The 12,383-nt window shown below is 55.9% G+C and carries 10 protein-coding genes and 2 pseudogenes; 8 read left to right on the forward strand and 4 right to left on the reverse strand.

What is annotated here, in order from left to right:
• Positions 1-105: 105 nt before the first annotated feature.
• The 8 genes from AVCG78_RS24215 to AVCG78_RS24250 all read left to right on the forward strand — a co-directional run bounded on the left by AVCG78_RS24215 (position 106) and on the right by AVCG78_RS24250 (position 9,534).
• Positions 106-1,692 (forward strand): ABC transporter substrate-binding protein, encoded by a 1,587-nt coding sequence (locus tag AVCG78_RS24215; protein WP_071203355.1) that lies wholly within the window; start codon positions 106-108, stop codon positions 1,690-1,692.
• Between the two features lie 82 nt (positions 1,693-1,774).
• Entirely contained in the window at positions 1,775-2,755 is a 981-nt protein-coding gene (locus AVCG78_RS24220) for an ABC transporter permease (RefSeq protein ID WP_071203546.1), read from the forward strand.
• A complete protein-coding gene (locus tag AVCG78_RS24225; RefSeq protein WP_071203354.1) occupies positions 2,755-3,672 on the forward strand; it encodes an ABC transporter permease in 918 nt (305 codons plus the stop codon). The genes AVCG78_RS24220 and AVCG78_RS24225 overlap by 1 nt, the downstream gene beginning before the upstream one ends.
• Entirely contained in the window at positions 3,672-5,516 is a 1,845-nt protein-coding gene (locus AVCG78_RS24230) for an ABC transporter ATP-binding protein (RefSeq protein WP_071203353.1), read from the forward strand. The genes AVCG78_RS24225 and AVCG78_RS24230 overlap by 1 nt, the downstream gene beginning before the upstream one ends.
• A 55-nt stretch (positions 5,517-5,571) precedes the next feature.
• Complete coding sequence (locus AVCG78_RS24235; protein ID WP_015918392.1) at positions 5,572-6,333, forward strand: DeoR/GlpR family DNA-binding transcription regulator; 762 nt, start codon at positions 5,572-5,574, stop codon at positions 6,331-6,333.
• Complete coding sequence (locus tag AVCG78_RS24240; RefSeq protein WP_071584784.1) at positions 6,326-7,621, forward strand: Zn-dependent hydrolase; 1,296 nt, start codon at positions 6,326-6,328, stop codon at positions 7,619-7,621. Before AVCG78_RS24235 ends, AVCG78_RS24240 begins: the two co-directional genes overlap by 8 nt.
• Entirely contained in the window at positions 7,618-8,583 is a 966-nt protein-coding gene (locus tag AVCG78_RS24245) for a phosphotransferase family protein (RefSeq protein WP_071203351.1), read from the forward strand. Before AVCG78_RS24240 ends, AVCG78_RS24245 begins: the two co-directional genes overlap by 4 nt.
• Positions 8,584-8,598: 15 nt before the next feature.
• Positions 8,599-9,534 (forward strand): choline/ethanolamine kinase family protein, encoded by a 936-nt coding sequence (locus tag AVCG78_RS24250; RefSeq protein WP_071203350.1) that lies wholly within the window; start codon positions 8,599-8,601, stop codon positions 9,532-9,534.
• A gap of 104 nt (positions 9,535-9,638) precedes the next feature.
• Here AVCG78_RS24250 and AVCG78_RS24255 read toward each other — a convergent pair.
• The 4 genes and pseudogenes from AVCG78_RS24255 to AVCG78_RS27365 all read right to left on the reverse strand — a co-directional run.
• Positions 9,639-9,836, reverse strand: a pseudogene (locus tag AVCG78_RS24255) (DDE-type integrase/transposase/recombinase); the annotation flags it as partial.
• A gap of 139 nt (positions 9,837-9,975) precedes the next feature.
• A protein-coding gene (locus tag AVCG78_RS24260; RefSeq protein WP_156636673.1) for an IS3 family transposase occupies positions 9,976-11,165 on the reverse strand; the annotation gives its coding sequence in 2 pieces (ribosomal slippage) (positions 9,976-10,916 and positions 10,916-11,165; 1,191 coding nt in all).
• Positions 11,166-11,322: 157 nt separating this feature from the next.
• Positions 11,323-11,619: a DDE-type integrase/transposase/recombinase gene (locus AVCG78_RS27360; RefSeq protein ID WP_409065503.1), complete on the reverse strand. Its 297-nt coding sequence runs from the start codon at positions 11,617-11,619 to the stop codon at positions 11,323-11,325.
• Positions 11,615-12,025, reverse strand: a pseudogene (locus AVCG78_RS27365) (IS6 family transposase); the annotation flags it as partial. The pseudogene AVCG78_RS27365 and the gene AVCG78_RS27360, both read right to left, overlap by 5 nt.
• Between the last annotated feature and the right edge of the window lie 358 nt (positions 12,026-12,383).

Below are 12,383 nucleotides of genomic sequence, written 5' to 3' on the forward strand. Positions count from 1 at the left end.
TGTATAGGCGCTGAATCAAAGCTTCAGCAGGATGGCATGCGAATTGCTTTGACTGATTTGACCGTTTTGTCGGTTCTGTGAATTTCTATAAGAAAAGGGGAACCTATGAGTTCAGAGATCAATCGCCGTCGCTTCCTGCAAGGAACCGTCGGGGCGGCCGCTGCCGCAGGCTTTATGCAGATGAACCCCGACTTCTTCATTTCCTCCGCCTTTGCCCAGTCGGGCAAGACCATGACGTTTCTCTCTGCCGAAAACATCACCGGCAACTGGGACCCGACGGCCCACACGACGCTCTCGCAGAAAAATATCGAGGGTTTCGTCATGGGCTTCCTGACGCGCTCACCGATGAAGCTCGATAATCCCGGCGAGGTGGTCTACGAGCTGGCAACCGACATCAAGCTGCTGGATGCGCATCGGTTACAGATCACGCTGCGACAGGGCATCACTTTTCATGATGGCAAGCCGTTCAAGGCCGAAGATGTCAAGGCAACTTTGGAATATGGCTCGAGGGCCGATCGTCCGGCCCAATGGTATCCAGGACCGACCGAAACCCTGACCATCGAAACACCGGACGACTACACTGTCATTATCGACACCTCCAAGGGTGGTTATCCGGCCCATCTCTTCATCTTCCTCGCCTCTTTCCTTCCCATTATGTCGGCAAAGGACGTGGCGGGTGGCCCGGGTGGCGTTCTCTCCCAGCGCTTGAATGGCACGGGACCGTTCAAATTCGTTGAGCAGCGCGGCAATGACACGGTAATGGCTGCTTTCGATGGCTATTTCAAAGGCAAGCCAGGCATTCCCGGCATCAACTTTACTTTCACTGGCGATTCCACCACGCGTATGCTGTCGCTGATGAATGGTCAGGCTTCGATTGTCGAGCGTCTGGAGCCGGAACAGGTGGCAACCTTGAAAGGCAATCCGCAAATCGCCATCAACGAGGTGGTTTCGGTTGAAAACAAATATCTTTGGTTCCGGTGCTCCAAGCCACCTTTCAACGATCCGCGCGTCCGGCTGGCAGCTTGCCATGCCATCGACCGTGACATGATCCTCGAAGTGCTCGGATCAGCAGGCCATGCGTCTTCCAACTTCGTGTCACCGGTCAAGTTCGGCTATGTCGATCTGGAGAATTATCCGAAATACGATCCCGAAAAGTGCCAGGCACTACTGGCTGAAGCTGGCTTTCCAAACGGTAAGGGCTTGCCGCCCTTGGAATATATTACCTCGGTTGGGTTCTATCCCAAGACCAAGGAATATGGCGAGGTGTTGACCGGTATGCTGAACGAACAGGGCTTCCCCGTCAGCCTGACCGTGCTGGAGCCTGCGGCATGGAACGAGCAATTGTACGATCGCCCAGGTGGCGGCCCCGGTCATATGGTCGATTGCGGCTGGTCAACGGCATCGCCGGAGCCCGATCTTGTTCTGCGAACGCACTTCCATTCAAGCTCCAAGCGCATTTGCGGCATTGTCGACAAGGACATTGATGCAAGCCTCGACAAGGAGCGCAATGCGGCAAACCTGGAAGAACGCAAAAAAGTTCTGCAATCCGAGACGATGCCCTTGATCGCTTCGAAAATGCCGGCCCTGTCGCTGTTCACCTCTGTCATGATCCACGCCATGCAAAAGGAGTTCAAGGAAGGCCTCTACATCTATCCTGACGGGTCCATGGACGCTTCAAAGCCCGCTGCATGATGCTGCACCGGACGTAAGACCGGCCGCACGCCGGAGATTTCAGCGTGCGGCGACCATCAGGACCGAAGCGGAGTGCATGTCGATGTTCGCATTGAATTTCCTCGTCAGACGGCTGTTTCAGGGTGCGATTATTATTTTTCTGGTGTCTTTGCTGATCTTCACCCTGCTGCGGGTGGTGCCGGGTGATCCCGTGCGCATGATGGCGGGCGGCATGGCTCCTGAAGCCCTGATCGAGAAAATCGCCAAGGATATGGGATTGCGTGATCCGATTCTCGTTCAGTTCGGGCGCTATATGTCTGGCGTGGTGCAAGGTGACCTTGGCGAATCCTTTGTGCGGCCCGCCAATGGCGCGGCAACAGGCGGCTCTAGCTTCAACGATTCAACGCGCGGCGAGCGCGCCAAGGTTTTCACCCTGATTTTTGATGCGCTGCCCATGACCTTGCAACTGGCGGCGGTTACGCTTGTGATAGCTCTGGTATTTTCCAGCATTGTCGGTGTAGCGGGAGGATTGGCACCGGGGCGATGGCCGGACAAGCTTGCCTTCTATATCTCCTCGATCTTCATATCCCTGCCGAATTTCTGGCTCGGAATCGTGCTGGCCTTGCTATTTTCGGTCAAGCTCGGCTGGCTTCCGGCCATCGGTTATCAGGGCTTTGCCTATACCATCTTGCCCGCCATCGTCCTGGCCGTTGAGCTTGCGCCGGTGTTGATCCGCACGCTGGTCAGCTCCGTCTCTGCCCAGATGATGGAGCCTTACGTGTCTGTCGGACGGGTTCGTGGCCTGAGCAATACCCGTATCATTGCCAATCATGCGCTGCGCAATGCGTCCGTGCCGTTGCTCAATCTGCTGGGCGTGCAATTTTCCAGTCTGCTCGGTGGCGTGATCATCGTTGAATATATCTTCGATTACCCCGGCCTTGGCCTGCTGACCATCAACGCCGTGCTGCAACGGGATTTTCCGCTGATCCAGGGCATTGCCATCGTCACCAGCGCCATCTTCGTGCTGATCAACATCCTCGTTGATCTCGTTGCCACCACCATTGATCCGAGGCTCGAATACTGATGACCTTCACCAGCCCAGCCCCTTCGGCCATCATGGCACCGGCCCTGTCGCGATCGATCCCCCGACGGATCTATGACAAGGCTTCTTCCACACCGGGTTTTCGCATTGGTGTCGCCATCTTTCTGCTGCTGGCTCTCGCAGCAGCACTCTATCCTGAACTGAGCGGTCTCGACCCGACAAAAATGAACGTGCGTGCCCGACTGCTACCGCCCCTGTTCATTGGTGAGACCTGGAGTTTTGCCCACCCGCTTGGCACCGATCAGATCGGCCGTGACATGCTGGTCCGCTCGCTTGTTGGCTTGCGCTATTCTTTCCTGATTGGTGTATCCTCTGTCATGGTGATGCTGATTATCGGTTGCGTACTTGGCACGCTTGCCGGCTATTTTGGCGGACGCACCGATGCGGTCATCATGCGCCTGACCGATGCGCAGCTATCGATCCCGATGATCATTCTAGCCATCTCGGTTCTGGGCGTATCGCGTCCCACCATTCCGGCCATCATTCTTGTACTTGGGTTGTCCAATTGGCCGGTCTATGCCCGCATCATGCGCAGCATTGTGATGACGGAGCGTCAGAGGGAATATGTCCGTGCCTCAAAGCTCGGTGGCTCCACAGACCTGCGCATTATTCTAACACTGCTCGTGCCGCTACTGCTGCCGCCCGTGCTGTTCATCTCGGTGCTGGATGTGGCGCGGATGATGATTTTCGAATCCATTCTGGGCTTTCTTGGCCTTGGTGTTCAGCCACCGACGCCGACCTTTGGCAATATCATCGCGGATGGACGCAAATATCTGCTCAACGCCTGGTGGATTGCCACCATGCCCGGAATTTTCCTCGGCCTGACGCTCACCAGCATCAATCTGGTCGGCGCATCGCTGGAACGGGCAAGAAACACCATTCACGGAGGCGCAGAATAATGACAACCCCGCTTCTTGAACTCAAAGATCTTGTCGTAACTGCTGGCCACACCGAACAGTCGCGCCGGATTCTTGACGGCATATCGTTCAAATTACAGCCCCGCGAGATCGTTGGCGTTGTTGGTGCCAGCGGTGCGGGCAAAACGGTATTGTCGAAGGCGGTGGTCAATTGGCTGGAGCCACCTTTATCCGTGCGGTCGGGACAGGTGCTGTTTGAGGGCACAGATATTTTCGCTATTGGTGCGGCAGAAATGCGCAAATTGCGTCGCCGCGTGGCCTATGTCGGGTCTAACCCAATGGGGGCGCTTGATCCCACCCTGTCGGTCGGTGCTCAGATTGTTGAAAAGCTGCGGGCCGTTGTTCCCGACACATCGTATGGCGATGCGGAAAAGCGGGTGATTTCCTTGCTGGAGGCCGTGCGCATTCCCTCAGCACGCAGCCGCTTTGATGATTATCCCTCCCAATTCAGCGGCGGGATGATGCAGCGAGCCCTGATTGTCGATGCGCTGATTACCAATCCGGCGTTGTTGATTGCCGATAACGTTACCCAACCGCTGGATGTGACGGTGGCGGCGCAGGTGATCCGTTTGATGAAAGAGCTGACGGCTGATTTCGATACGGCCGTTTTGTTTGTTTCCTCCTCTCTTCCGGTAGCGCGTGAAGCCTGTTCGCGCATTCTCGTCATGGAGGATGGCCGGATCGTCGAGGAACAGTCGGCAGAAAACCTGATTGCCACACCAACCTATCCCTACACACGGGAACTGGTGGCCCAGACACCGAAAATCTGGCTTGAAAAAAACGCTGTTGCACGCCTCGACGATGACAGGCCGGTGGTGATCAGCCTACGTGACGCCTCACAGATCTATAAGGTTCGCAAGAAGACGGGCCTAGGTGGTGTCAACAACGTGCGGGCGGTGCGCAATGTGACGTTTGATATTCGCAGAGGCGACAGTTTCGCTATTGTTGGCGAATCCGGCTGCGGTAAATCCACGCTGATGCGGCTGTTGAGCCGTCTCGAACGTCCAAGCTCCGGTCAGGTTTTGTGCAAAGACAAAGACATTGCCCAGCTCAGTGGCAAAGACCTTTTGGCGTTTCGCAGCACGCTGCAAATGGTGTTGCAGGACCCCTTCGGCTCTCTGCCGCCACGCACCACCGTTGGCCGCATGCTGGAAGAGCCGCTGCGCACCCATGGATGGCGTGACAAGGCAACAATCCGCACGCGGGTGCTGAAGGTGATGGGAGAAGTGGGCCTGCCGGCTGCGCTCTATGAGGAATTGCCACTGGGGCTCAGCGCTGGTCAGCGTCAACGCATCAATGTGGCGCGCGCTTTGGTGCTGGAACCTGAAATTCTGATCATGGATGAAACACTGTCGGCGCTTGATCAGGCAGAGCAGTTCAAATTGCTTGATCTGTTCCAGACATTGCAGAAGGAATACAACCTGACCTATATTTTCATCTCCCATGATCTGGCCATGGTCCGCAAGGTCTGCAACCGGGTGGCGGTGATGTATCTGGGTGAGGTGTTTGAACTGGCCGAAAACGAGAGATTGTTTTTCGATCCGGGCCATCCCTACACAAAAGCGCTGCTCAGTGCCATGCCAACGCTGGAAGAGCGGCGCTACCAGCCCCAGGACTGCCTGTTGGAAGGCGAGCCGCCAAGCCCCATCCACATTCCGGATGGGTGCAGCTTTAAGTCGCGCTGTCCTCAGGCCATGGAAAAATGCCGGACAATCAGTCCAAGCCTAACGGACAGGGGAGAACAGGATTTCGCCGCCTGCCACCTCGTCAATCCGATTTTTGGAACAGCGCCGGACAAAGGATCGCTTGTAGAGGCTGGCCCCTGACGAAAGACAGACTCCATATTGAAACAGGCAGAGAACAGCAGGAAAAAACAAGCCCATGAGTTTTACGGAAAACCGCATCAAACACATTCTGGAGATGCTGAAACTGCATCAAAGAGTGACTGTTGTTGCACTGTCCGAACAGTTGCAGGTCAGCCACGAATCCATCCGTCGCGATTTAAAGGAGCTGGAGATCCGTGGCTATGCGCGTCGGGTCTATGGTGGCGCCGTAATCGACGGACATGATAGCGACCAACCGTTCGGTGAACGTATCCGTGTCAGCGCCCGGGAAAAAGCCCGCATCGGCGAGGCTGCAGCCTCCATGGTCGAAAACGGCATGAAGATTTTTATCGATACCGGCACCACGACACTGGCCTGCCTGAAACATCTGGAGTCCCGCAAGGATGTGACAATTGTCAGCAACTCCATTGCGGTTGCGGCCCATTTTTTCCCCTACCCCGATGCCAGCGTGCGGGTTCTGGGCGGGCGCATGCGACCGGAATATCAGGCTACCTACGGCCATGAGACGGTTGCGGCCCTCAAGGAGCATTTTTTCGATCTGGCGATCATCGCCATCAGTGCCATCCATCTGGAGCGGGGCTTTATGGACTTTGGTGAGGATGAAGCCGTCCTGCGGCGCATTGCCCGTGGGCAGGCCAGCCGCTCCATCATCGTGGCGGACAGCTCAAAATTCGGGCGGCTCGGCTCTATCCATACCTTTGGCCTGAGCGAGATTGACGCCGTGGTGACCAGCGGTGTGCTGCCGAAAGACTTTTCCGATTATTTTTCGCAATCAAACGTGGACATCATCAATGCCTGAAGCGTCTTCAAAATCATCCAAAGCGCCTATTAATACCAAGAGGTTTCAGGCGATGGTCGATACATTGTCGTCCTTCGGCGGCGGTCCGGACGGTTCCATGAACCGGCTTACATTGTCGCAGGAAGATGGCAGGGCGCGCGACTGGCTTGCGTCCTGGTTTGCTGAAAATGGGTTTGTCCAATCCGTGGACGCCATTGGCAATCAGTTTGGTTCAGCACCGCTGGCCGGGGCAAATGCCCCTGTCGTCATGGTTGGTTCTCACATTGACAGTCAGCCGAATGGTGGGCGTTTTGATGGAGCACTGGGCGTCGTTGCGGCCTGCGAGGCCGTTTTGGCGGTGCGCGAACGATTGGCGGCGGAAAATCGTCTTGCGGCCTGCAATTTCCAGGTCGTGAACTGGACAAATGAGGAAGGGGCGCGGTTTCAACCGAGCCTGTTGGGAAGTAGCGTTTTTACCGGTGCGGCCGAACTGGATTGGGCGCTTGACAGGGCCGATGGCAACGGCGTCACGGTTCGCCAGTCGCTTCAGGAGATTGGCTATGCGGGCAAGGACAAGGTACCCGTGCCCGACGCCTTGATCGAGCTGCACATTGAAGGTGCAAGCACTCTGTTCGACGCTGAGGAGAAATTCGGGGCCTTCACCCGTTTCTGGGGGGCCACAAAATACCGCCTCGCTTTTCTCGGCTGCCAGGCTCACACCGGTCCGACACCCATGGCGGAGCGCAAGGATGCACTGTTGGGCGCCGCCTATCTGATGGCCGATCTGCGGGCCATGGTGGACGCTTACGGACTTGACCTTCACACCTCTGTTGGCCGTCTGGAGGTTTTTCCCAATTCGCCCAATATCGTTCCGGCGGAAGCCGTGCTGTTCATCGAGTTGCGATCTGCCTCGCCGGAGATTTTGGAAGAGGCAGAACAGAAGCTGAAGGTTGCGGCTGAAACTGCTGCTGCAAAAGCTAAAATCGACTATGAAATACGCTCCATTGACCGTCGCAAGGCAGGCAATTTTGCGCCCGGTCTGATTGCCCTGGCAGAACAGACGGCCAAAAGCTATGGCGAGCCGGTGCGCCACCTCGATACGGTCGGCGGCCATGACGCCGTGGCGCTGTCGGCTGTTTGTCCAGCCGTGGTGCTTGCCGTGCGCAGCCAGAACGGCGTCATTCATCACCCCACGGAATATACGACACCAGAAGACCAGGCATTTGGCACGCAGGTTCTGGCCGACATGCTCTATCGCCTTGCCTGCGACGGGCTGGAGGCTGCGCAGCACTATGAGGCGGCGCAATGAAACCACTCGGCACACCAGACAATGAGGATGAAGCCCGCGCTGAGCGCGCCTTATCGCGTTTCACCACCCTCCCCTTGCACACCCTGACCTACCGTGTCGCGCTGCCCGCCGTGGCTTCGCCGTCCTATCATGCGGTGGAATCCGCCACATTCGACATCGCGCCTGATGGCACTGAGCCGACATTGTTTCTGAAGATGGCCGGGGATGAAACAAAAGAACTGGTGGATGATGCTATTTCATTTGCGGCCGCAACGCGCCTGCATGATCTCGGGCTTTCGCCAAAGCCAATCGCCCGCGCACCCCTTGAGCGGGCGGTGCTCTGGGAGCGCCTGGGGCAAGGCTGGCGGGTGGCGAAAATCGATGATCTCATGCACGAGGCTCCCGTATCGCAATTGATCAAGATGCAAAAGGCGATCGCCGCAGGCCCATTATTTGGCAGGCCGTGGTCGATCTTCGAGGGGATCGATGGGCTTTGGGCCATAATGCAAACTCTGCAAGCCCCGCTGCCGGGGGATGCATCCTGGATGTATGCCTGGACCAGGACTCTCCATTCAGCCATTGTTGCGGCTGGCGTTGATTTTTGTGCGGCCCACGGCGATCCGCATTCGTCCAATGTGATGATTGGTCCATCGGGCCAGTTGCAATGGGTGGACTTCGATATGGCAGGCGACATGGACCCCTATTATCAGCTTGGGGTGCAGATGAACGAGCTTTACCAGTTCGAGAGCCAGATGCAGCCGCTTTTGGAAATGCATGATGGGGCTTTTTCCACCAAGGCTTTTGCGCGCTGCCGCATGTATGCGGCAGCCGATGATTTCTATTGGGCCTTGCGCAGCATGCTTCTGGAAATGCGCTCTCCCCGGCGAAGCGTCGAGTTTCTGAAATATGCCGAATGGCGTTTCTTGCGGTGCAGAATGCTGTTGGGTCGTCCCGGATTTGAGGAACTGGTCAGATCGATTTGAAGCAGGAGTAGGATCATGAACGAAATTGGTATGGCGACCACCGAAGTTGAGCACGCCCTGGAGGTTGCGCTCACTCAAGTCGCCGGATGGCAAGGCCGTAAACTGCGCTATAAGGCCGTTCTCGGCGGTATCAGCAACACCAATTTCCGCATCGAGGTGGAAGGAGATCCCCTCTCCTATTTCCTGAAAATTCCCGGTCGTGGCACGGAGATGTTTATTGACCGCAAGGCGGCGGCGGCGGCCAGCAAGCAGGCCGAAACCATTGGCGTTGGGCCACGGACATTCGATTATCTCGCCCATCTGGACATTGAAATTGCGGAATTCATCGATGGTCGCAGACCATCCACCCATCGCGACTTTGCCGATCCCCAGATCCGCCACAAAGCTGTTTCCCTCTATTGTGATTTTCATGCGGCGCCAGAACTGCCTCTGACCAAAACCGTCTTTGACATGATCGACGAGCACTATGCGCAGGTGGAAGAGCTGGGCGGTTACTGGCCCAGTGATCATGCATGGCTTCGTGATCAATATCGACAAGCGCGCATGGCGCTGGAGGCATCCGGCCTCGATCTCGTTCCCTGTTTCAATGATCCCATGCCGGGCAATTTCCTGATTGGCGAGAACAAGTCGATCAAGCTCATCGATTTCGAATATGCCTCCAACAATGAACGTCTTTATGATCTGGCGATCTGGAGTGGGGAAATGTTTTTTTCGGAATCCATCGATCGGGAAATCATCGAGGATTACTTCGGCCACTATGATACCGGCTATCATGCCCGCTTCATCGTGCTGAAGGCCTTGGCTGACATAAAGTGGAGCACCTGGGCCATGGTGCAGAACCGGATTTCAACGCTCGATTTCGATTTCTACAAATATGGAATCTGGAAACATATGCGCGCTCGCTCCATCATAAACGACCCTCGTTGGCCGTTGTTTCTAAAATCGCTATAAGGGTCGATTGTCGATTTCCAATTTGGATTAATCAGAATTTGAGTTGGCATTAATCCTGCCCGGCTTCAGGTGTGGTTTGAAAGCGTGATCAATTTTAGCCATGGCCAGGCCAGTGCGAACGCCAGGTCATTGCCAAGAAATAGCTTGGCCGTTTCGGCAGCGCCGGTCGGTGACAGATAGAAATCGATCGTGTTTCGGAGCTTGTCGACGGCCCGGTAAAGATATGCCCGGTTGTTGCGAACCTTCACATAGGTTTTGTCAACGCGACAGCTTTTTGATTGCGGTGGGCACCAGTGCCAACGAAATCGCTCATTAGGAGTCCTACTGAAAATCACTAGCCCTCTGTCCGGCATGAATTGATTTTTTGTAACAGAGCCAAAAACAGAGATTGAGTGTTTCCGATTAACAGAAATGGGCGTGTCGTGACCTTGCCCCCAAGTTTTATCCAGTTTTGAGTTCGCTCCAGTGGTTTTGGGTTGCTGTATTCGGGGCGGTAGCGGCGGGTTGCGGTGCGGAGCCATTTCGGCTGCGCAGCACCGCATCACGTCGCGGGTTGATGGTCTGAGCGAACTCGGCCGGTGTCAGCCAGCCTAGACCAGAGTGTGGTCGATGATCGTTGTAGTCGCCTCGCCAGTTTGAAAGCCCTGCTCGAGCATGGTTCAGTGACGAGAAGAGCGTTTCATTCAAGAACTCGTCGCGCAGCCGCCCATTGAAGCTTTCGATGAAGGCGTTCTGGATCGGTTTGCCGGGTGCGATGTAATGCCAATCGACCTTCGTCCGATCCGTCCATTGCAGGATCGCGTTGCTGGTGAATTCGCTGCCATTGTCACTGACGATCATCTTCGGCTTGCCTCGTCCCTCGATGATCCGCTCCAGTTCACGGGCAACCCGCAGGCCAGAAAGAGACGTATCGGCGACGAGGCCAAGGCATTCTCTGGTGCAATCATCGACGACGGTCAGCACCCGGAACCTGCGCCCATCGGTGAACTGATCCGACACGAAGTCGAGGGACCAGCGGTCATTGGCGGCAAGCGGGATCAGCATCGGTGCTCGTGTGCCTATCGCCCGTTTCCGACCGCCGCGCTTGCGCACCGTCAGCTTCTCTTCCCGATAGAGCCGGAAGAGCCGCTTATGGTTCACAAGGTGACCCTCACGCCTGAGCAGCACATGAAGTCGTCGATATCCAAAGCGGCGGCGTTCATGCGCCAGCGCCTTCATCCGCTCGCGAAGGTCATAGTCATCGCAGCGCCTGGTCTCGTAACGGATCGTCATCCGGCAAAAGCCGATGGCTTTACACGCCCGCCGTTCGCTCATCTGGTGGTGATCCATCAGATGAGCGACAGCTTTCCGCTTTGCTGCGGGCGTCACCACTTCTTTCCCAAAAGGTCTTTCAAAGCCGAATTGTCGAGCATCGCATCTGCCAGGAGCCTTTTCAGCTTCGTGTTTTCGTCCTCCAGCGTCTTCAGCCGCTTGGCTTCGGAAACTTCCATTCCGCCGAATTTGGCCTTCCATTTATAGATGCTGGCATCGCTGACGCCGTGCTTGCGGCAAAGCTCCGAGACCGGCGTGCCTGCCTCATGCTCCTTCAATATCCCGATAATCTGCTCGTCTGTGAAACGGTTGCGCTTCATTCTCTGGTCCTCTCAATGGGACAGAGCTTACTTCAAAATGGATTAGTTCAGTGGGGCAAGGTCAGTCGCAACTGTTCTGCGATGAAGGAATGAGACTGTTGGCATCGTAAACTTAATGGACGCAGGGCCAGCGAAAGACGCTGTCCGCAGATATTTCTCATGCTCGGGCAATCTTCGCCCACAGGCTCATCGCCTCCGCGCGCAGTTCGCGATGATGGCCGGAGGTTATGTCGTGGCGCGGGATGTGAAACAGGTTGGCGATCGGATCGTGGATAGAGACAAATCGTTGTAGATGTCGCTGTGACTTGAAGCGCTTCATGATCCGCTCTCGTCGCCGGACTGGCTGGTGAGAATTCTCCGCCCGATTGTTCAACCCTTTGTGGGAGCGATGCTCGACACCGGGCATGAGCTCCCGCTTGGCTGCGCCGTAAGATCGCAGCTTGTCTGTAATCATCACCCGCGGCGATCGTCCCTGGCCCTTCAAGAGCCTTGCGCATCAGGCGCTTGGCGGCCTTGGTATTTCGGCGGCTTTGCACGAGAACGTCCAACACGAAACCGTCCTGATCCACAGCACGCCACAGCCAATGCTTCTTGCCGCGCATTGAAACAACGGCTTCATCGAGATGCCACTTTTCCCCAAGCCGACCGGATGACCGACGACGGATCTCGTTGGCAAAGATGCGGCCGAACTTCTCCGCCCACAGCCGGACGGTTTGGTGGGATACGATGATCCCGCGGGCAGCCAGCAAGTCCTCAACCATTCGCAGGCTTAGAGGGAAACGGAAATAGAGCCACACAGCGTGGGCAATGACTTCTGCGGGAAAGCGATGCCGACGATAGAGTGGATCACGGTCTGTCATGACCCGTCATTCGCACATCAAGTTCCACATTCCGTTAAGTTGACGATGCCGCTAAAGGCACTGATTCTAGAGAGCCGATGGGGCGGTTAGGTAGCAAAGCGTCGCTACATCTGTGCAAAACAACTGTCCGACCCTGCAGATCTGCATTTTGTTAAAGCTAGCACTAGGGTCTAGAATCTGCCTAAATATCAGATAACAATTGTGAAATTGGCAGGAACGCTCAATGCAGCGAAGACACGTTAACCTTTTACCAACCTTAAACTCCTTGCTCGAAAATCCGAATCGGCGCTAATAATCAATGGCGAAATTTTACTGGTTTCGCGGAAATTAGCGCCGATAGCAAAAAATGGGTTTTGAC

Origin of the sequence: Gillisella vitis (assembly GCF_021559775.1) — a bacterium.
Classification (GTDB): Bacteria; Pseudomonadota; Alphaproteobacteria; order Rhizobiales; family Rhizobiaceae; genus Allorhizobium; species Allorhizobium ampelinum.